The organism is Candidatus Enterovibrio escicola (assembly GCF_002464935.1).
Taxonomy (GTDB): domain Bacteria; phylum Pseudomonadota; class Gammaproteobacteria; order Enterobacterales; family Vibrionaceae; genus Enterovibrio; species Enterovibrio escicola.
The window spans coordinates 392,655-414,643 of the sequence record NZ_NBYY01000009.1 but is presented as its reverse complement, the minus strand read 5'-3'; the positions used below and the strand labels follow the sequence as shown (position 1 = coordinate 414,643).

Here is a 21,989-nt window from a genome sequence, read left to right as displayed (position 1 = left end):
TAGATGTGTTAAATCTAGACTGAACTAGATTAAATCATCTTGAAGATGCAGGTTTAAGTACCTGAAATTCATTATTTATTCGAGATATTAAAGATTTTGTAATATCTGGAAGAGTTGCAGTGGGAAATTGGTCAATGGCCTATTTTAGATCTAATCTATTTTTAAAGTAAATGTGTTTCGCGACCTTTTATTCCTCATCTTATAACACCTTGATATTGGGTACAGATATGGATTGTAAGACGGTAGATAGTTACGTTCGATATTGAGGATGTGTACGGCATTTCTCATTAAGACACTTCGGTAATATTCCGTTCTATCCAAGGTTATATGTAGTTCATAAATTAGTGGCTAATCATCTCTTAACTTGCATAAAAGATCAACAATCTTTACGCTGTTGATGGTGTCATTATCGCTGATAACTGTACCTGCAATATTAGGGATATTGGGCGTGCCGAATAACATTCAGGCGACTGTGTGGCTCTTTGGTTTCATGTGCTTTGTCTTGTGCCGTGCGTATCCATGTATGGATTATTTTATCGTTTACGTTGGATGGATGGCATCAATGAATAAAATTTCTTCATCCTTTGCGCAGTGAACTCTGAACGCATCAGAGTGACGGATGAGATCCTGTTGTTTCTCTAAGTTAAACTTGTGGATGACACATTTAAGCGATTATGTATTCAATAAGTTGATTATAGTTTAAAGGTAATACTCCTGTTCAATGAATGTACCGTTCTCTTTGTCGTGTATTTCCGTTAATTTTAAGTATTCAATCATTTTCAGGTTTTGTCGTTTTAAGCGTGTCCGAAGGGTTAAATTTTTCCTCTTAATGTGTTGTGTATAGAACTTGTTAACAATTTGTTTATTCTCGGGAAGAGATATTTGTATATATTAAAACCGTCCATGCACCAAAATGCAATATTGAATTACAAATAACCGATTGGAAAGTAAATTTCATGTCTTTCTTCCACGATACCAGAATGAGTGAGCAATGATTTTTTCAATCGAGGTGCCATAGCATACTAAAGCCAGAGAGGGGTATTTTTGTTACCTACGAAAGACCATTACTCATCTATTTTCGCAGATAAGCTCCACTTCCTGTCCATCAAAATGGAATGTGGTTACAGCGTGGTGTAAATTTTTTTTAAAATTCGGACAACTTCATTAATGCTAATGTGTAGTACTTGATAGGAGTCACTAATACCTGAATCATTCATAGTAAGTTCAATAATTTACTCTTCTATCCACGCTTGACAAACCCTGTATGCATATACAAGCTGTAAGGTTTGATAATATACTTGGCAACGATAGCCTTGGTGTCCACCAAGGCTGATACCATGTTTTTAACCATTTTTGTTTGCGGGCAGAAACGACATTTAACGTCAACGCTAGCTGGAAGGGTCACCATGCAAAAGCATGGTATTTTACACGAAGAAAATCTATTGAATACATGACCACTTTAGGAATTTTATAACTGAAGTCATTGTAATGAAGCCATTTAGTCATGCTAGTAATTAACCTGAGCTACGCATAAAAAATGAACTAAATACCAAAGTCGCGATCTGATCATTTGAAAAAAACTATCAACTGCACAAGGACTTGGGCATGAATAACTTAGACGCTATTTTCGTTGATGTCGACGACTTCTGACAGACTTTCCTTCCTGCATGGGAAAACATCTTATTTCTTCCGGTATCAAATAAAGAAATAAGCCTTCTCGCCTCTCAATTAGCGAAGTGATGACGATAGTGATAGCTTTCCATCAATCGGAGTATAGAGACTCCAAAACCTATTACATCCACTTTGTTGGTCGCTGCCTCACGAACTAATTTCCTGAAGTAGTTACACGATGATGCTCAAACTCATGCAAGGTGTCCTAGTTCCGCTTTGCTCTTATCTCACTCACCGTCAAGCAAGGAAAACAGGGCTTGCCTTCGTTGATTTGTCCAAACTACAGGTTTATCACAATCTCCGCATTCTCAGACATCAGCTTTTTAAATGTATCAAGAAGCAAGGAAAAGGAATGATGGGGGTGGTTATACGGCTTCAAATTATACCTTATTATCAATGACCACAGTGGCATCATCTCAGTCAGAGTGATGACGGCTAACGTGGAGGATAGTAAGCCTGTGTCAGAAATGACTGACGAGCTTTGGTGGTGTTTATACGGAGATAAAGGTTATATCTCTGATCCATTGGATGGGGAACTTGCAGACAAGGGAGTGATACTGATAACGGGTGTAAAAAAATAGAAAACCCAAAGTGATGAAACTTTGGAACCGCCTGATGTTCCAGAAACGATTTATTATTGAAACCGTTTTTTACCAACTAAAAAACATATCCCAAATCTAGTATTCTCGGCACGGTAGTTGTAGCAGCTTTATGGTCAATTTGCTGGAGGGGCTTATTGTGTATTCATTTAAACTAAAAAAGCCGAGCATCAAGATAACTCGGCTTGATAAGTAAGCGCTTATGCAGATCTGAGGTTAATTATATATATTACGCCAAATTACTATTCAATATACGCGATAACTTGAAAGGGCGGTGTTTCTAACATATATGAACTAATCGCAACTTCTACGATTAGTTCATCATGGAGTTAAGCGGGAGGTTATGATGGAAAGGCCAAACATAAGATCAGCAACTGGAAACAATATAATAAATCATTAGTAAACCGTGGTACAGTGACCTTTTGGATAAATGACGCTGTCATTAAGGCATCGTGTTGTCCAAATCATCACGGTCATCGTGGCCGTAGGTTTATATTTGCCGATATCTCGATTAAAACAGCACTGATGATAAAAGGTATTTTCAAGCTCCCACTTCGTGCGTTAGAAGGATCTCTCAATTTGGCTTGTATATTGATGAATGTTCTACTGATATCCCCTACATACACCTACATTAGTAAGTGTTCGAGGATTGTAGAAGTTAAGTATCTTTTATCTAATCGAGGAGCTGTTGCCCACGTTGTTATTGATACATAGGCCTAAAAGTATATGGCAAGGTGAATGGAAAATACGTAAACAGGGTAAGGAGAAGAAGTGTATCTGTCGTAAACTTCATCTTGCGGTTGATATGTCTACTTATGAGATTATCGCTGCCGAAACTAGCCTAATATCGGTGGGTGACAATGAGGTTTTACCTACATTGCTTAACCCATTATAACGAAAGATACAGCAAGTTAGTGCTGATGGAGCCTATGACACAAAAGGATGTGAACTACGTACTGAAAATAAAAATAAAGGAATAATGCCCACTATTTGACCTTGAAGCAATGCGGATCACTGGGAAGAAGGACATCCTAAAAATTCAGTGGTAATGGCGTTGAAAGACGACAAACTGTCGGAGTGTAAGAAAGGATAGTAGTTATCACAAACGCTCATTCGCTGAAACAGCAATATATCGCTATAAGCAGTTGCTCAGTCCTAAACTCACTCTTCATGCATTACAATGCATCACGTTGATGAGGTACTTGTAAACGTAAAAGCAATAAACAAAATTATAAAACTCGGTATTCCTGTTTGCCAGCAGACAAATTAAGACTGTAAAGAAGATTGGGATCAGTGCATTATAGGTCTGATTTTATCAACAACATCGATCTGGGATTAATTACTTGTTCGACCTATCACAGTTAAGGATACCCTGAAGTTTCATAGGTCTTGTCATTTATCACGTTACTCTCATTTATATCCTCAGGATTGGTTCCCGCATGTTATATGGTATGACCATATCGTCAACATTAATTTAATTAAAATAATGTTTCTAACAATTATTGTATAGGATATAGGTAAAATTTGTGGTTCTGTATTCAATAAGTTGAATTGTTCAGTGGTATAACAGGTAACCCAGTTGTCGGCTACTACAGATGTCATGTGTCTTAACAAGGATTTGTAATCCATGAAAGAATTCATTTTTTATACAGAAATCGACTTATTGAAGACAGAACGAGATACATGACTAAATTTGTAGTTGGCTTGACGTCCTATTGCGACCTTTATATTTATTCTCTTCCATCTAGGATTTCTCGACCAGAAGAAATGTCGCTTATGAAGTATTAAATCTCCGATTTTCGGTATCGCTTATGCTGGGTCGATCGTTGATAGTTACGCGAATCGATTTAGGTGAAAGTACCTAAAAACTAATTCTAGTTTAGAACGTCACTTTGGTAAGTATATCGGCTAACCTACGTAATAGCAGTGTCGGGAGACGAAGAAAAAGTGGTTTCAACAGGATGGTGTCCATATGGATTTACTATTACAACTGTCAGGGCGATGTTTTAGTGGAAATGCCCTATGTATAACAATAACAACAAAATGTTAAATTGAAAAAGAATTATGTCATTACTGTGCATTTTGTGGTTCCAATAGTTATTGGAATCATGATAGGGCTATAATGACAGGCGTAATTATAAGGTAATGAGTGATATGGTAGAGCAACGTGGCAAGCAATTTAACTTCAGTAAATCTCAGGATCGTCAGGTAGAGGCTCTCAAAATGCCTCCTTATTCTTTAGAAGCAGAGCAATCTGTTCTCGGTGGTTTAATGCTGGAAAATGAACGCTGGGATAGCGTAGTCGAAAAAGTGGTTACGGCAGACTTCTATAGTCGTTCACACCGATTAATTTTTGAAGGCACTAAAAAGTTGTTGGATACCAGTCAACCACTTGATCTTATTACTTTATCTGAACACCTTGAGAAGCTAAATCAGTTAGAAGACGTGGGTGGCTTTGCCTATTTGGCTGAGTTGGCAAACAATACACCAAGTGCAGCGAATATTGTGGCTTATGCAGACATCGTTCAGGAACGTGCCGTCGTACGCAATCTTATCAGAGTTGCTAATGAGATCGCTGATGCAGGATACGAACCAGAGGGACGGACATCTGCAGAGTTGCTTGATATGGCAGAGAGTAAAGTTTTTGCTATCGCAGAAGCGCGTACCAGTGAAAATGAAGGGCCAAAGAATGTTGAAACCGTATTGGAAAAGACTCTTGAGCGGATAGAATTACTGTTAAAAACACCGCAAGATGGAGTAACAGGTATTTCTACTGGTTTTACTGATCTTAATAAGAAAACTGCAGGTTTACAGAACTCAGATTTGATCATTGTAGCGGCTCGTCCATCAATGGGCAAAACTACCTTTGCAATGAACTTGTGTGAAAATGCCTCTATGGATCAGGAAAAACCTGTGCTGATCTTCTCGCTCGAAATGCCTGCTGAACAGCTAATGATGCGTATGTTAGCTTCTTTTTCTCGTGTCGATCAAACTAAAATACGTACTGGACAACTGGACGATGAAGACTGGGCTAGAATTTCTTCCACCATGGGTCTTCTTACTCAGAAGAAGAACATGTATATTGATGACAGTTCTGGTTTGACACCAACGGACATTCGTTCTCGTGCTCGCAGGGTTGCGCGTGAACATGGTGGTCTTTCTATGATCATGATTGATTACCTTCAACTTATGCGTGTACCGGGGATGAAAGACAATAGAACTCAGGAAATTTCTGAGATTAGCCGGTCGTTAAAAGCACTGGCAAAGGAACTTGACGTGCCTGTTGTTGCACTGTCGCAGCTTAATCGTTCCTTGGAGCAACGTGCAGACAAACGTCCAATAAACTCAGATCTTCGTGAATCAGGGGCGATTGAGCAAGATGCCGACCTTATCATGTTTATTTACCGCGATGAGGTCTATAACACAGATAGCTCCCTGAAAGGGATTGCGGAAATTATCATTGGTAAGCAGCGTAACGGTCCTATTGGCTCTGTTAGATTGACTTTTCAAGGCCGTTTCTCCCGATTTGATAATTACGCAGGTTCTACGTTTGGTGATGAATAACGGAGAAAAATGGTGAAAGTGGCAACTACCTATCTTCATCTTTGAGCCTTAAATCACAATCTCGAAGTCATTTGGAGTATGGCCAACAAAAGTCGTACTTGGGCGATAATTAAGACCATGATTTAATCGATCATGTTGGTGATCGAGGTTATTCTTTGGGGGGAAAAGTTGCTTGTTGAAGATGTAGCTCGATATGTTGGGATTATCAGGTGGCGTTGTGGATTAAAATAAGGCCTATAACGCACTGATCCCACTATTTTTTACAATCTTAATTTGTTTGCTGTCGAATAGGCATACCGAGGCTTATAACTTTTTTCATCGTTTTCATATTTGCCAGCACTTCACTAACTTGAGCATTATAATTAACCTCAGATCTGCATAAGTACTTGCTTATCAAGCCAAGTCACCTTGATGTTCGGCTTCTTTAGTTAAAATGAATACGCGACGAGATCTGCCAGCAAATTAACCATAAAGATGATAGAAGAACGGTGCCAAAAATGCTCGATTTGGGATATGTTTTTTACACTCGTTATCCGTCGTCACTTTGACTGAGATAATGCCACCTTGATCATTGATAATAAGGTGTAATTTGAAACCGTATAACCAGCCAATCGTCCCTTTTCCTCGCTTATCGGTACATTTAAAAACATGATGTCTGAGAATGCGTAGGTTGTGATAAACCTGTAGCTTAAACGAATCAACAAAGGCAATCTCTGTCGGCCTTGCCTGATGGTGAGTAAGGTAACACAAATAAAGTGGATGTAATAAGTTTTGAAGTCTCGATACCCTGATTGATTGAAAGCTATTACTATCGTCATCACTTCGCTAATTGATGAGGTGAGAAGGCTTGTTTCTTTATTTGATACCGGAAGAAATTAGGTACTTTGCCCATGCAGGAAGGAAAGTCTATCAGAAGTCGTCGACATCGACGAAAATCATGCATCTTCAATAATTATGGGTAGATACAGACCTGAGTGTATACTAGTCTTGAGGTGTTGGCTGATATTTATACCCATATCCAAGATGAATTGAAATGGAATAATTATCTTGACTATCCGTACAAGATACACTGAAAAGTCCACTTTGCCAAAAAGATCGATAACATCCAGTTGAGCATCAACTATCTAGACCGTTATTTAAAAACGATTTCCCTCACAGTTCTGCCTTCGTAACTACAGCAAAGGCTATCATGCTTACATGTGAGTACTGAAACCACTTGCCAAAGCAAATTTAAAGAGTGGTAGACTATATTTCGAATAAACACTTCAACATGATCCGTTATTATGGTTTTTTGATTTGCCACGGTGAGGGTATACTGCCTAAAGGCGATGGGTAGGGTGATAAAGAGAAAAACGGCAGCTCGATATTATGCTACGATACCGAACGGATATATGAAGGTGGATTCTTATGAATCCATCCTATGAAAACTTCGGTTGATTCTCCGGTTAATTTTACGGATTACTGTGTAGGCATACCAATAGCTGAGTGTGGCAAGCGATGTAACCTAACCGTATGATGTCGACTTGACGGTCTCGAACTGGAGAAGGTCGTCTGAAGAGGTAAAACAGTCGATGTTTGGCCATTCTTTATCCTCTATAGGGTTATCATACTCCAAAAATGAGCAACCTGCTCTTTTTACTCTAACCATTTCGACCGATTAAAAGCATTGATATTTCCCACCTTCAAGGGTGCTTATATTGAATATAATTATGCCCAACCTTTGTTACGTTTTTTACGACGCGGAATCAGGTGTGGCAGGAGTAAACCAAGTAGCAAACCACCACCTGCTACCATACCCCCATATGCAAAGTAACGCATCAGAAGATCGTCTTTCTGGGTATCGATGCGAGCACGCAATTCGCGAATTTCTCTTTGTGCGTCAACCAGCTTTTGGTTGAGTTCTTTGGTGTGACCTTCAATCGATTTTAACTGAGAATTACGCTGATTTAGTGATTCAATTAAGCCTTTGGTTTTTACTTCCGAATCGCCTTGAGCACTTACTAATGCAGACTTAATTTGTAACAATTCTTTCTCGAGCGTAGGCACTCGTATTTTTAAACTTGGTTGACTGGTTATAAACTTACTTTCGACCCAGCCTTTACGACCTCGGTCATCGAGTACTTGCGTGTAACCAGCACTACGGTTTATATCCAAAATCGTAATTTTTGAACCTGCATCTACACTACCGATAATCCTGAATTGAGATCCAGCACCTGAGTGCATATATGTGAAAAGCTCATCAGAAATATAGTTGTCCTGCGCTTGTGTGACTGGAGCTGCAAACATTAGTATCACAGCCAGAACAGAAAAAAATTGATTCACGGGTTATTCCTTTGGTTGGTTGTGAATTTTGTTTGTATTAGATATTAAAAATTATGCCTGCTAGGTACAAAAAAAGTGAGGCAGAACCAGTCTTTTCATGACTGGAGACGGATATTATTATCCAATAACGTGATGAAAGTACTTTCGTGTTAACGGAGCGTAGCTTGGATGACATAAAATAACACTACTGACAGTAGTGTACCGCTAGGTAAGGTTACCCCTACGATGCAACAAGGTTTTTCAATGCGCTAAAATTTAATGCACCGATATTACGGAACCAAGGATGAATCCTACACCAAAACGAGTGTTTGTTTAGTGGAAATAGCTAGACCTGTTTTGATACCAATACTACGGTGAAAGCGATTACAATCTGGGTCGTAAAACTGCTATTCGGTGAGAGTGCGTAAGGTCAATACCGCCGGTAACCTTGTGACCCAACGTTGCAAATCCACTAAAGTACCCATACCCATACGGCCGAATGGTTATATCCAGTAGGCAATGTACGCTTTATTGCTAATTTGATCCATGATTCTTAATCATTAACACAATGGCTAACTGAGAACCGATTGCGGTGGCTACATCATTATGAACCCTTTGTAAATACTGTCACAACCATCAATAAATTAAAGATCCATTTAATACCTTCATAACCGTTGGCTGGCGCAAAACAAGTGCCCCATTTCTGGGAGATATAAATGTAGCCGAAAATCATCACCAGTGTGGAGAGGCGTTGTTGATTAAATAAGGCCTATAACGCACTGATCCTAATATTTTTTACAGTCTTAATGTGTCTGCTGTCGAACAGGCATACCGAGTCTTATAACTTTATTCATCGCTTTCACATTTGCTAACGCTTTACTAACTTGAGCATTGTAATTACGAAGAGGAAGTTTAGGGTTGAGCAACTGTCTATAGCGAAACATTTCTGTCTCTGCTCATGAGCATTTTTGATAATACCTGTCCTTTTCCATTCCGCCAGTTTGTCCTCTTTTAAAGCTTTTACAGCTTCATTTTTAGGATGTACTTCCTTCCAATACCCCACGTTGCTTAGAGGTGGAATACTGGGCGATATTCCTTTGTTCTTTAGTACGTGGTGATATGCTCTTGCCTCATAGGCTCCATCAGTACTGACTTGCTGTATCTTTCATCGTAATGGGTTAAGTAATATAGGTAAAACCTCATTGTCACTCATAGAAACTAGGCTAACTTCTGCAACAATAACCTCATAAGTAAACACATCAACGGCAGGATGAAGTTTACGCTAGATACACCACTTTTCCTTACCGTGTTTACGCGTTTTCCATTTACCTTCGCCGTATATTTTAAGCCTGTGGCATCCACCACGACGTGGAGAGCTCTTCTACTCGGCAAACGGTACTTAACTTTTACGGTCTTCGAAGGCATTACTAATGCAGGTGTCTGTAGGGGATTTCAGCGAGATATTCATCAACATAAAAACTAAATTGAGTACACCTTCTAATCCACTAAGTAGGAGTTTAAAAATACCTTTCACAATCAGTGCCGTTTCAATCGCCGTATCCGAAAATGTAAACCCACTGCCACGATGACCGTGATGCATTAGACAATGCATACCTTAATCATACCTTAATGGCAGCGTCATTTATCCAAAAGGTGACTGAGCCACGGTTTACTAATGCTTGATTATATTATTTCCAGTTGCTGATCTTGTGCTTTCACTTTCCCATCATCACTTCCTATTTAACTCCATGATGATCTGATCGTAGGAATTGCGATTAGTTCAGATATTTTGAAAAAACACGGTTTAAAGGTGGAAAGAGCGTCATTGATAAGCGAGATTATGGGTGAAATGTCGATAAAAATAGTAGAGGTTTTCTCTATATGAGTATCGTTTTTTATATAAAGAATACCTTTTGGAGAATCAAATAATATCGTTTATTTTTGGCTAGATATAACAAATCCGAAAGAAATTATGTTACAGGATGTTACTGATATTAATGTTAGTGTGGTTGTTGTCTTGTTAAATGAGTTTTGTACAGCAAAGATCATCAACCCCTAACTATTGGTAGGATCGTCCAACGTAATCAGCGTTAACTGCTCGAATATTTTTTTACGGTAACGTTGTTTGCATGATTGATTATAAGTGTGGCTAATAGGAAAACATTATGTCGCTACCTGATGAACTTGAGCACTGTGCTACTCGAGCGTTGAATTCTATTTTTGATACTCAACTGGACAATCTTGAACCCTGGAAAGGTGTTGTGCGTGAGCAGTTAATCCGATCACTGGCGCTGAGTGATTTTATCGCGGAGGCTATATTACACGATAAAACACTACTGCCTTGGCTTATGGATAATCTTATGTCAGGCCACCGTAGTGATCAGTATCGAGTGACTCTCAAAGCACATTTAAATAGACAACAATCTGAAAATGGTCTGATGCGTGAGCTTCGGATCTTTCGACGAAGAGAAATGGTTTGGTTGGCGTGGAATGATTTTAATGACCTGATATCACTTGATGACAGCCTTTCTCATTTATCGAAACTTGCTGAAGCCCTGATCATGGAGGCATACGACTGGCTTTATCGCCATTGCTGTATTAAATGGGGCACTCCCTGTGATGCTGATGGAAAGCCACAACCTATGCTGATCTTAGGGATGGGAAAATTGGGTGGTGGTGAGCTTAACTTCTCTTCTGATGTTGATCTTATATTTACTTATCCAGAAAATGGAGAAACCCAAGGCACTCACCGTAGTATGGAAAATTCAATGTTTTTCACCCGCTTAGGGCAGAAGCTGATTAAATCACTTGATCAGAAAACGTATGACTGTTTTTGCTATCGAGTTGATATGCGTCTTCGTCCCTTTGGTGACAGTGGACCGTTAGTCATGAGCTTTGCTGCTATGGAAGATTACTATCAAGAACAGGGACGAAATTGGGAACGCTACGCCATGATCAAGGCACGCGTCATGGGCAAGGAGCAATTTGAATGTTCCCAAAGACTATGTCAGTTATTGCGGCCTTTTATCTTTCGACGCTATCTTGATTTTAGTGCCATTCAATCACTGCGTCGAATGAAGGCGATGATTCGTAGCGAAGCGCGTCGTCGTGGGGTGATCAATAACATCAAGCTTGGCGTAGGCGGTATTCGTGAAATTGAATTCATTGTGCAATCTTTTCAGCTAATTCGTGGTGGTCGCGATCCTATTCTTCGTCAACGTGGTTTTTTCTCTACGTTAGAGGCTCTGCGTTCGTTGAATCTTTTATCAGAGGAAGATGTTGAGATGCTTGAAGCATCCTATCGTTATTTGCGGCGAGTTGAAAATCTGCTACAGGCGATCGGTGATAAGCAAGTACAGACCTTGCCGGAATCTTCATTAGATCAACAACGTTTGGTCCTTATGATGGGAACAAAAGACTGGGTTCAGCTTTATGATAAAATTCACGTCCATATGTCTGGCGTGCATCGGATTTTTGACGATCTAATTGGAGACGATGAAGGCATTGAAAATGATAAGAGCGTGACAGTGTTTAGTGAGATTTGGAATACAGTGCTAGATACCGACTGTATTGAAAAGATCTCGCAAGATATTCGAACCAATCATTCGGTTAAAAAAGCAAGAGTCTTGCTTCGTTTTAAACAAGAGCTTGCCAAGCGTACCCTTGGACCTCGGGGTCGTGAGGTACTAAATCGACTGATGCCTCATGTTCTTAATAATATTTTGTATCGTGAGGATGGATTGGTAGTGTTAGAACGGGTTCTGAAGCTATTGGTACGAATTGCCACACGTACTACTTACCTAGAGCTTTTAAATGAACATCACGGCGCGATCACACAGCTAGTTCGATTGTGTAGTGCCAGCCCGATGATCGCAGATCAACTAACAGAATTCCCTATTTTGCTCGATGAACTGTTAGACCTGCAGCATTTGTATAACCCTACGGGACTTGAAGAATATCGAAAAGAACTGTTTGAATTTTCAGTTCGTATTCCAGAAGAGGATATGGAGCAGCAAATGGAGATGATACGTCAGTTCAAACAAACCCAGTTGTTGCGAATTGCAGCTGCCGATATTACGGGTGTGTTACCAGTGATGGAAGTGAGTGATCACCTGACTTACTTAGCAGAAGTGATTGTTGAAGCAGTTGTCAATCAGGCGTGGTATCAAATATCTGAGAAATACGGTCAACCAATGCATCTCGTGAGCGGGACAGGTCGAAGGTTCGCCGTGATTGGATATGGTAAGGTTGGTGGTAATGAACTCAGTTATAGCTCAGATCTCGATTTGGTGTTTTTGCACGATTGTCCAGATAACGTGTATACCGACGGTCCTAAGGAGATTGATGGTCGTCAATTCTATTTGCGTTTAGCACAACGGATTGTCCATTTGTTTTCAACCAGAACGACCTATGGAGTTCTGTATGAGATCGACACGCGCTTGCGCCCGTCAGGGGCGTCAGGAATGTTGGTCAGTACTCTTGAATGGTTCCAAGAGTATCAGGATAAAGAAGCATGGACTTGGGAACATCAGGCACTTGTGCGAACACGTATTATTTTCGGAGATAGAGATCTATCACAAGGGTTTTCAAAGGTGCGTAGGCAAATATTGACTAAACTGCGAGATATTGCTGTGTTGCGTCGAGAGGTCGTAGATATGCGGGTAAAAATGTATGAGTCTTTTATCAGGAGAAAAAAAGGGGTGTTTCATCTCAAGAAAGATCTAGGGGGTATCATCGATATTGAGTTTTTGACCCAGTACCTAGTTCTCGCAAATAGCCACGACGAACCAGTTTTGACACGTTGGAGCGATAATGTACGTATTCTTGGAGATCTTGTGAAGGTGGGGATTCTCGATACAGCGCAAGCACTTAGATTACGTGATGCTTACGTACAAATGCGTGATGAAATTCATCGTCTAAATCTATTGGATGTATCGGTGGAAATTAGCACGAACGAATTTGTAGAACAGCGTAAAGCTGTAAAGGATGCTTGGTCGATATGGATGGAAAAATAGGATATTCTTTTACTTGAAATTGTGGCATTGTTGACTATCTTATATCTAGGATGTTGAACTAAACTAGTGATTTAGTTTCTCTATTATCATTTATTATGTTCACTTACTACCAAGATATAGTGCCCTCTGTCATAATTTACGTATACCACCGCATTGAATGTTTGAGGGGGTGGCCTTACGAGGTAAGGGGACGATGTGCTGATTCTATGGCTTTAAACTTAACCTTATCGTCAACGACCAAGGCGATATCATTCATGTGAAGGTAATAACAGCCAATGTTGATGACAGAGAACCCATGCCTTATCTGGAAGATAATCTCTGGGGAGCATTCATATGGAGATAAAGGGGTTATCTTATGTTAATAAAACGATTTATCACCGAGGCAGTTTCTGAACAATTAAAGAGCATATCCCAAATAGAGCATTCTTGGCATCGAAGTAATGTCAACTTTATGGTCAAGCGGATTGCAATATTCATTGCTTATACGTTCCAACCAAAAAGATCGGTGCTGTAGCAAAGTTATACAGAAGGAGAAATATACTGATTTTTAAGGGAAATCAGGCTGTAAGTGCGTAAAGTTAATCCCAAACAGATAAAGCTCTGGGTTGTTGAGCTATCCATTTTTAATCATCGACCACAGCTCTATAACGGTGAATGTTGAAGTGGCGCCTTCATCTAATTGCATTCTCGAAACGGATGCATGTAACCAGCCGCGGGCTTTGCTCGACTAGGTTGTTTACATACTTAACTTGAAGTACTTCAATCAAGTTGAGCATCCTCTCCGTAAACTAAAATTAGATGTTAATATTTAGCAACGCTAACTAACCTCAGATCTTTATAAGCACTTGCTTATCAAATTTAGGCATCTTTGGTTGAAATGAATACGCGATAAGCCCTGCCAGTAAGTTGACCATAAAGCTGCTACAATTACCGTGCCGAGAATGCTTGATTTGGGATATGTTTTTTAGTTGGTTAAAAACGGTTTCAATAATAAATCGTTTCCGGAGTATCAGGCGGTTTCAAAGTTTCATAACTTTGGGTTTCATGTTTTTTACACCCGTGATTAGTGTCACTCCCTTGTCTGCAAGTTCCTACTCTAATGGAGCAGAGATATAATCTTTATCTCCATATCAACATCTCTAAAGTTCGTCAACCTTTTCCGATACAGGCTTTTTATCATCCACGTTAGTCGTCGTCACTTTGACTGAGATAAAGCTAGCTTAATCATGGATAATAAGTTATAATTTGAAACCGTAGAACCACCTCATGGTTCCTTTTCCTTGCTTCGGGGTACCTTAAAAACCTGATGTCTGAGAATGCGGAGGTTGTGACAAACCTGTAGCTTAGACGAATCAATGAAGGCAATTCCTGTCGACTTTGCCTGTTGGTGAATGAGGTAAGAAAAAAGCGGAACCAGAACACCTCGCATGAACTTGCGCATTTGCGTGTAGCTGACTAATTCAGGAAATTCGTTGGTGAGGTAGCGACCTACAAAGTGGATGTAATAGGTTTTGAAGTCTCAATACCAAGATTGATAGAAAGCTATCACTATCGTCATAACTTCGCTAATTCAGAGGCAAGAAAGCTTGTTTCTTTGTTTAATACCGGAAGAAATTAGGCATTTTTTCCATGCAGGAATGAAAGTCTGGCAGAAGTCGTTGACATCGACGAAAACGGCGTCTAAGTTATTCATGAACAAGGACTTGTGCAGTCAATAGTTTATTTCAAACGGTCAGATCGCAACTTTAGCATTTAGTTCATTTCTTATGCGCAGTTCAGGTTAACTACTTGTCACTACTCTTATCAATTACCACTTTTTAAAGTAAATGATTACGGCCTATTTACCTTGTTGAATAAGGCAAGAGCCTCTTTATCAAAACGATGTTTACAAAGTAGAAATTTAATGACATTACCGAACTTATCAATAGCCAGATAATAATACTTCCACTGACCTTTGACGTTGATATATGCCTTGTCCATCCGTGACGAAGAGGTAACACACTTCTTTATTCGACGAACTTGCTGTTCTAGCAAAATAGAATATTTGATAACCCACAGATTGATAGTTGAGTGATCAAGCTTGATATCCCACTTAGCCATGATCTCTTCGATTTCACGGTAACTGAGTTTATAAAAAGCGTAATAGAGAACAACCTAAAGGGTGATGTTGGAAAGCAAGTATCGCCCCGAAAAATTGATAGTCATAATGCTAAAGATAATGAATGCTGATAAGATCATAACTTAGCTTTTCAGTTTGTGATAGAATCCTATATTCTCTCTTGTTATAAACAAGACCAGTACTCCTCCTTAGTTGCAATAATAGTTTTTAGCGATTATCAATTAACAGGGTTCTAGGTATGTTGTTGTCTGTCGGTCTTTGTTGGCAAAGTGATTATAACACTTCACCTTGCTATTTAAAAAAACTTATCAAGGATTAACCGAGCCTAAATATATAAATTTCTAATTATTATAGAAACCTTCAAATACATAGATCATATCACAAATCTACGAAGTAGAAGCATAAGCCACTTTATGGTTACTTAGGCATTGAGATTGCAGCGCGTCTCGGTTTAAGTACATAAAACCTGTTGGCCTAGCATTTAGCATAAAGTAAAAAGTGTCTCGATTTTTATTCCATGAGCTAACCTCATCTAATACTTATAGTAATTGGCAAAATGGATAGAGTTAGTGAATAGATCCTATCTGTCTAATATTTTAAGTATCTTGCCGACATTCTGGATATGATCAAATAAGGATATCTGATGATTAAGAAGTGCCTGTTCCCCGCTGCTGGTTATGGTACCCGTTTTCTTCCCGCAACCAAATCAATGCCAAAGGAGATGATGCCCATTGTTAATAAACCATTGATTGAATACGGCGTAGATGAAGCAATTCAAGCAGGAATTAACGCAATGTGTATCGTTACAGGTCGTGGAAAATACAGCTTGATGGATCACTTTGATAAAAATTATGAACTTGAACATCAGATCCGAGGTACTAACAAGGAAGCATTGCTGGAAGATATTCGTGCAACCATCTATGCTGCTTCGTTCACGTACATTCGCCAAAAAGAAATGTGTGGTTTAGGTCATGCGATTCTGACAGGTCAAGAATTAGTGGGTGATGACGCCTTTTCGGTTGTACTTGCCGATGACCTTTGCATCAACCAAGAGCAAGGTGTTTTGGCTCAAATGGTCACACTATACAAACAATTTCGCTGTTCAATTGTAGCAGTAGAAGAAGTGCCAGAAAATGAAACACACAAATACGGTGTGATTTCTGGTCAGGAAATAAAACATGATTTATTTCGTGTCGACAACATGGTTGAGAAACCAGAACTTGGCACTGCACCAAGCAATTTAGCGATCATTGGCCGCTATATTCTGACCCCAGATATTTTTGAGATTCTCGAGCATACTGTACCTGGTAAGAATGGGGAAATTCAAATTACCGATGCTCTACTTAAGCAAGCCAAAGATGGTTGTGTACTGGCACATAAATTCAAAGGTAAGCGGTTTGATTGTGGTAGCGTGGAAGGATTTATCGAAGCTACTAACTATTGCTACGAAAACATTTATCTAACCTCTGATGCACCTAATCAATCACATACAACGGTAAAGTACTAACTTTCACTTTATACGTACAATAGCGCTCATATCTGTTGTTATAGACATGAACAAGGCTGTCTAAATATCCAGCCTTGTTCTTTTCCACGCCACTTGTTTATGGGATACTGATAGATTCAGTGATACCTAACTTCATTTTCGTTGCAGTGCAGAGGTTAATGATTAAGTCCCATGGATATAGGTCACCTACAGTAAATAAGTATGAATTGTCGTCAGAAATGTTGCGACTTCAAGAGAATAAGGGTTGATTTTGTTATATGACATGCAATAGACAATAAACAAGGAGAACATGGATACGATCGATGTGAGAGGAGCTCGCACCCATAATCTTAAAAATATTAATCTGACCATACCGAGAGACAAATTGATTGTGATCACTGGTTTGTCTGGTTCTGGTAAGTCCTCACTGGCCTTCGACACGTTGTATGCTGAAGGTCAGCGTCGTTATGTAGAATCCCTGTCTACCTATGCGCGTCAGTTTTTATCGTTGATGGAAAAACCAAACGTAGACCATATAGACGGTCTATCGCCCGCTATTTCTATTGAACAAAAGTCCACTTCGCACAATCCACGCTCAACTGTTGGCACCATCACTGAAGTATATGATTATTTACGCTTACTCTATGCGCGCGTCGGTGATCCTCGTTGTCCTATCCACAATGTCACGTTAGAAGCACAAACCGTTAGTCAAATGGTCGATAAAGTGATGGAACTGGAAGAAGGCACCCAACTAATATTGCTTGCACCAATTGTAAAAGAACGTAAAGGTGAACACCTTCAAACACTAAAAAACTTGGTGGCACATGGTTTTATCCGCGCCCGTATTAACGGGAAAGTATATGATTTATCTACTCCACCGACATTGGCTTTGCATAATAAACACACCATCGAAGTAGTGGTTGATCGCTTCAAAGTACGCGACGACCTGCTGCAACGTCTGGCAGACTCGTTTGAAACCGCACTAGAACTAACAGGTGGTACGGCTGTAATTGGGTTGATGGAAGGTGAGGGTGAGGACATGGTATTCTCAGCAAACTTTGCCTGTTCACATTGTGGATACAGTATGCAAGAGCTGGAACCACGGATGTTTTCATTTAATAATCCAGCAGGCGCCTGCCCAACCTGTGAAGGCCTAGGTGTTCAGCAATACTTCGATCAAAAACGTGTCATTCAAAATGCAGCAATTAGCCTTGCTGGTGGTGCAGTTCGCGGTTGGGATCGTCGGAATATTTATTACTCCCAAATGCTGAGATCGCTGGCAGAACACTATACCTTTGACATTGAAACCCCATGGGGAAACTTGCCAGTAACCATACAAGATATTGTACTTAACGGATCTGGTTCTACCGATATTACCTTTAAGTACGTCAACGACCGTGGTGATATCACCATACGCAAGCACCCGTTCGAAGGGGTATTGAACAACCTAAATCGTCGCTATCATGACACAAAATCCATGGCCGTACGTGAGGATCTCAGGAAATATGTTTCGACTAGAACATGTACCTGTTGCAGGGGTTCACGTCTACGTGAAGAAGTACGCCACGTGTTTGTGGGTGAAACAAACCTACCCACTATCTGTGAAATGAGTATTCATCAGGCATTGAATTTTATCGCAAATTTGTCACTTCTTGGACAACGCGCACAAATCGCCAATAAAATCTTAAAAGAAATTCATGATCGTCTTGACTTTCTAGTCAATGTTGGTCTCACCTACCTTAATTTATCACGTAGCGCCGACACCCTTTCAGGGGGAGAAGCGCAGCGCATTCGTCTGGCAAGCCAAATTGGTGCAGGATTGATGGGTGTGATGTACGTTCTGGATGAACCGTCAATAGGCCTTCATCAGCGTGATAATGCACGTCTGCTCAGCACACTGATTCACCTTCGAGACTTGGGTAATACGGTGATGGTGGTAGAACACGACGAAGAGGCTATTCGTACTGCAGATCACATCATCGATATTGGTCCCGGTGCAGGAGTACACGGTGGTTATGTAGTTGCCGAAGGCAGCTATGAAGACATCATTTCTAATGAAGCATCGCTAACGGGACAATACCTTAGTGGTAAAAAGAAAATTATGTTGCCTAAACAACGTGTACCTTATGACCCAGATCGGGTCGTCAAACTGTGGGGAGCAAATGGTAATAACCTAAATAACGTCAACCTGACCATACCTATAGGTTTATTTACCTGTGTGACAGGAGTCTCAGGTTCAGGAAAATCGACGCTTATAAACAATACCTTTTATAGGATTGCCCACCAGAATTTAAACGGTACGAATACTGCTGAACCTGCACCTTACCAAGCGGTTGAAGGCATTGATCATTTCGATAAAGTCATCAACATTGACCAGAGTCCCATTGGCCGTACTCCTCGCTCAAATCCAGCTACTTACACGGGGATTTTCACACCAATTCGAGAGCTATTCGCTAGTACTCAAGAGTCACGTTCACGTGGATATAAAGTCGGACGCTTCAGCTTCAACGTGAAAGGAGGACGTTGTGAAGCTTGTAAAGGTGACGGTGTTATAAAGATAGAAATGCATTTCTTGCCAGATATCTACGTACCGTGTGAAACTTGTAAGGGCAAACGGTTCAATCGTGAAACGTTAGAAGTCATTTACAAAGGACAAACCATAGATCAAGTCTTGGAAATGACGGTAGAAGATGCACATAAGTATTTCCATGCTATTCCCTCCATTTTTAGTAAACTACAAACACTTATGGACGTTGGTTTGTCTTACATTCGTTTGGGTCAAGCGGCAACCACACTGTCGGGTGGAGAAGCACAGCGTGTTAAATTGGCACGTGAACTATCTAAACGTGACACTGGGAGCACTTTGTATATCCTAGATGAACCTACTACAGGTCTACATTTTCATGATATTCAACAGTTATTAACGGTACTGCATCGCCTACGTGATCACGGTAATACCATAGTGGTGATCGAGCATAACCTTGATGTCATTAAAACAGCAGATTGGATTCTTGATTTAGGACCAGAAGGAGGAAGCGGTGGTGGGCGAATTATCGCAGAAGGGACACCAGAAAATATAGTTAAGGTAAAAGGTTCACATACTGCGCGTTTCTTGAAACCCTTACTGAAAAAGAAAGCATCATAAGCGAATACTTCCGATGATGGTTACCATGGCAGTTACTATTATCGCCTAATGAGAGGTGACTAAGCACTGACTATAGATATGTAGACTAAAACAAGTAGTTACATTTATTGGTCATCAACAACATCTAGGATACCCGTGATCATTGAAGATGCTTGAGTCTCAATAAAAGGAGGATCAAGATACGGGTTATGAAAATGATCGTGATTAAGAAGCAAAAATAAGTATTCGAAACCTTGCATGATACTAAGGACTAATAGTCAAGTTCGCGATAATATAACAATGGGACTGCTTGCATCGTCAGGTTGGAGGTTTGCTATGATTTTTTAAGCTTTGCCCTCCATGAAACAGACGTCCTTCGCACTCTTAAAATTATTTTGCCATTCGATATACTATGACAGTAATGTCATCGCTACTCATGGTTCATTTGATCTGCTTTTGGATGTAACTAACCTGCGATCTGCATAAGCGCTTTCTTATCAAGCCGAGTCATCTTGATACTTGGATTTTTTTGTTGAAATGAATTCGCCCTCCGTCAGGTACAATGCACGACTTAGCGGAGAATTAGCTAGACTAAAGTACACTCTCCGTATCCTCTTTTGGTTTGGAGATGTGCATGGATCATAACCACTTAAATGACAATGACCGATTTTATATTAAGCAGTGATTGGCTAAGGGTAATTTATCTAGCCAGATTTCCTGAAGATTTGACTGTGCTCACTCCATTATCAGTCAAGAAAGAAAGCATCATTTCCCAAACAATTTTCATTGCGTATACTGTCATCACCTTGCATCCAAACATGCTAAAGAAACCTGCCCTAACGCTACGAACCTGCCCTAACGCTACGAACCTGATGGCTTTTGGCTGTACTTAGAGAGAAGGCAAGCATTTTTTCAGGAATGTCTCAGCAAGCATAGGTCACTCGATTTAATGCTTAGTAAAAGTAGGCGTTACCGATATATATGGCATGATAGGGGTAATGGTGTGGCACTATACAAGGATCTCCCCCATCATGGCAAACTCTACAAAATTAAGATGAATATCGACGATAAGGTAAGGATAAAGAAGTATGTTGGCATTGAGAAATAGCCTGATATTGAAGATAAAAAGACCGAGTTTAGTCTTTTCGAAATTGATACTGTTATCGAGCTTTAGCACAAATCTTTTCTTATTATCGAGGTGGATAAAGTCAATGAATTCTACTTCATTAGAAAGATGCTAAATTAAGTAGGCAGATACAGTGGTTGAGAAATTTATTGATATTGTAAATTAGATAACGGTACATAGACCGTCGGACATGACGAGATTGCTGAAATCACAGACGCTGAGTTCTATTTTGCCAAACCTTATCAGTCAAGTAATCGGTGGCTGAATGATCATACTAATTTTTATCCAAGGGAACTGACTTCAATGCGGTCAGTAATTTGGCAATTACCAAGATAAAATACATCCTTAATACATGTGGTAGAGCGAATCTTAGGTATCGTTTCCCTAATGACGTTTTTAGAGTATTTGATGGTGGTTTAAGATAGAATACCTGTACCCTTAAGATGAAGGAGGGCGTGCAACTACTGTGGCAGATTGCTTCTTTACTTCGCGTTATCAGAAAGGTAAAGGTACGCTATTGTTCATACATAAATTCTTATAGACTTCCGTGCAGAACTCAATGCGATAGTTGCTGTTAAAGGTTATGACAACACGTCATTCATTGCTAAGTGGAATTATGGGAGAGGTATTAATAAAAGTGGTTTAGACTGTACTTTATATAAGTATCTTTATTTTAGTATGCATTACAGTTTTAACTAGAGATGACATTTCTTTCAAGAAATGTCAGTAGTATGACATTTTTGTATGGCAAAAGCGACAGCAACCAGTAAACTTTCCAATATTTCTAAAGAGTATATGTATATAATATACGGTCTTACCGAACTAGATTTTTAATTAATTTAGATCACAGTAGATCATGTCTAGAAGTATAATTGCTTATACGGGTATTTAAAAAATGGTGGGCGATACTGGACTCGAACCAGCGACCCCCTCCTTGTAAGGGAGGTGCTCTACCAACTGAGCTAATCGCCCACATGCCGTTTT

The 21,989-nt window shown here is 39.8% G+C and carries 9 protein-coding genes, 1 tRNA gene and 7 pseudogenes; 8 read left to right on the top strand and 9 right to left on the bottom strand.

Features of this window, described 5'->3' with window-relative positions; genetic code table 11:
* Nucleotides 1-699 precede the first annotated feature (699 nt).
* Nucleotides 700-882, bottom strand: a complete 183-nt coding sequence (locus tag BTN49_RS20260) for an IS1 family transposase (protein ID WP_394336632.1) — start codon at nucleotides 880-882, stop codon at nucleotides 700-702.
* A 723-nt stretch (nucleotides 883-1,605) separates the two neighbouring features.
* Here BTN49_RS20260 and BTN49_RS21875 point away from each other — a divergent pair.
* From BTN49_RS21875 to BTN49_RS03495, 3 genes and pseudogenes are all read left to right on the top strand, one after another.
* A pseudogene (locus BTN49_RS21875) lies at nucleotides 1,606-2,466 on the top strand (IS982 family transposase).
* 170 nt (nucleotides 2,467-2,636) lie between these two features.
* A pseudogene (locus BTN49_RS03500) lies at nucleotides 2,637-3,540 on the top strand (IS5 family transposase).
* Nucleotides 3,541-4,424: 884 nt separating this feature from the next.
* Nucleotides 4,425-5,834 (top strand): replicative DNA helicase, encoded by a 1,410-nt coding sequence (locus BTN49_RS03495; RefSeq protein ID WP_097356011.1) that lies wholly within the window; start codon nucleotides 4,425-4,427, stop codon nucleotides 5,832-5,834.
* Nucleotides 5,835-6,102: 268 nt separating this feature from the next.
* On the opposite strand, the pseudogene BTN49_RS17245 reads toward BTN49_RS03495, so the two are convergent.
* From BTN49_RS17245 to BTN49_RS03480, 4 genes and pseudogenes are all read right to left on the bottom strand, one after another.
* A pseudogene (locus BTN49_RS17245) lies at nucleotides 6,103-6,198 on the bottom strand (IS5/IS1182 family transposase); the annotation flags it as partial.
* Nucleotides 6,199-6,262: 64 nt separating this feature from the next.
* A pseudogene (locus BTN49_RS21870) lies at nucleotides 6,263-6,737 on the bottom strand (transposase); the annotation flags it as partial.
* Nucleotides 6,738-7,541: 804 nt separating this feature from the next.
* The gene (locus BTN49_RS03485; protein WP_190319193.1) at nucleotides 7,542-8,120 is read right to left on the bottom strand and encodes a TIGR04211 family SH3 domain-containing protein; all 579 of its coding nucleotides are present in this window, start codon (nucleotides 8,118-8,120) and stop codon (nucleotides 7,542-7,544) included.
* An 818-nt stretch (nucleotides 8,121-8,938) separates the two neighbouring features.
* Nucleotides 8,939-9,841, bottom strand: a pseudogene (locus tag BTN49_RS03480) (IS5 family transposase).
* A gap of 459 nt (nucleotides 9,842-10,300) precedes the next feature.
* On the opposite strand from BTN49_RS03480, the gene glnE reads away from it, so the two are divergent.
* From glnE to BTN49_RS19615, 3 genes and pseudogenes are all read left to right on the top strand, one after another.
* A complete protein-coding gene (gene glnE, locus BTN49_RS03475) occupies nucleotides 10,301-13,150 on the top strand; it encodes a bifunctional [glutamate--ammonia ligase]-adenylyl-L-tyrosine phosphorylase/[glutamate--ammonia-ligase] adenylyltransferase (RefSeq protein ID WP_097356009.1) in 2,850 nt (949 codons plus the stop codon).
* A 214-nt stretch (nucleotides 13,151-13,364) separates the two neighbouring features.
* Nucleotides 13,365-13,493: pseudogene (locus tag BTN49_RS20250) on the top strand (transposase); the annotation flags it as partial.
* Between the two features lie 12 nt (nucleotides 13,494-13,505).
* Nucleotides 13,506-13,664: a transposase gene (locus tag BTN49_RS19615; protein WP_097356007.1), complete on the top strand. Its 159-nt coding sequence runs from the start codon at nucleotides 13,506-13,508 to the stop codon at nucleotides 13,662-13,664.
* 313 nt (nucleotides 13,665-13,977) lie between these two features.
* Here BTN49_RS19615 and BTN49_RS21865 read toward each other — a convergent pair.
* Nucleotides 13,978-14,843 (bottom strand): annotated as a pseudogene (locus BTN49_RS21865) (IS982 family transposase).
* Nucleotides 14,844-14,980: 137 nt separating this feature from the next.
* On the bottom strand, nucleotides 14,981-15,250 hold the full coding sequence (locus tag BTN49_RS03455) for a DDE-type integrase/transposase/recombinase (RefSeq protein WP_097356006.1): 270 nt from the start codon (nucleotides 15,248-15,250) through the stop codon (nucleotides 14,981-14,983).
* A gap of 662 nt (nucleotides 15,251-15,912) precedes the next feature.
* Here BTN49_RS03455 and galU point away from each other — a divergent pair.
* Nucleotides 15,913-16,776 carry a UTP--glucose-1-phosphate uridylyltransferase GalU gene (gene galU, locus BTN49_RS03450; RefSeq protein WP_097356005.1) on the top strand — a complete coding sequence of 288 codons (864 nt, stop codon included), beginning with the start codon at nucleotides 15,913-15,915 and terminating at the stop codon, nucleotides 16,774-16,776.
* Nucleotides 16,777-17,065: 289 nt separating this feature from the next.
* Nucleotides 17,066-19,900: an excinuclease ABC subunit UvrA gene (gene uvrA, locus BTN49_RS03445; protein WP_097356004.1), complete on the top strand. Its 2,835-nt coding sequence runs from the start codon at nucleotides 17,066-17,068 to the stop codon at nucleotides 19,898-19,900.
* 988 nt (nucleotides 19,901-20,888) lie between these two features.
* Here uvrA and BTN49_RS13790 read toward each other — a convergent pair.
* Together BTN49_RS13790 and BTN49_RS03435 are read right to left on the bottom strand one after the other, a co-directional pair.
* Nucleotides 20,889-21,056 carry a hypothetical protein gene (locus tag BTN49_RS13790; RefSeq protein ID WP_158523598.1) on the bottom strand — a complete coding sequence of 56 codons (168 nt, stop codon included), beginning with the start codon at nucleotides 21,054-21,056 and terminating at the stop codon, nucleotides 20,889-20,891.
* Nucleotides 21,057-21,901: 845 nt separating this feature from the next.
* Nucleotides 21,902-21,977: transfer RNA gene (locus BTN49_RS03435), tRNA-Val, on the bottom strand.
* Nucleotides 21,978-21,989: the final 12 nt, after the last annotated feature.

Excerpts from the sequence above, each read along its gene's own strand:
- BTN49_RS03495 (WP_097356011.1), top strand. The coding sequence starts at position 4,425 with ATGGTAGAGCAACGTGGCAAGCAATTTAACTTCAGTAAATCTCAGGAT.
- BTN49_RS03485 (WP_190319193.1), bottom strand. The coding sequence starts at position 8,120 with ATGTTTGCAGCTCCAGTCACACAAGCGCAGGACAACTATATTTCTGAT.
- glnE (WP_097356009.1), top strand. The coding sequence starts at position 10,301 with ATGTCGCTACCTGATGAACTTGAGCACTGTGCTACTCGAGCGTTGAAT.
- BTN49_RS19615 (WP_097356007.1), top strand. The coding sequence starts at position 13,506 with ATGTTAATAAAACGATTTATCACCGAGGCAGTTTCTGAACAATTAAAG.
- BTN49_RS03455 (WP_097356006.1), bottom strand. The coding sequence starts at position 15,250 with ATGGCTAAGTGGGATATCAAGCTTGATCACTCAACTATCAATCTGTGG.
- galU (WP_097356005.1), top strand. The coding sequence starts at position 15,913 with ATGATTAAGAAGTGCCTGTTCCCCGCTGCTGGTTATGGTACCCGTTTT.
- uvrA (WP_097356004.1), top strand. The coding sequence starts at position 17,066 with ATGGATACGATCGATGTGAGAGGAGCTCGCACCCATAATCTTAAAAAT.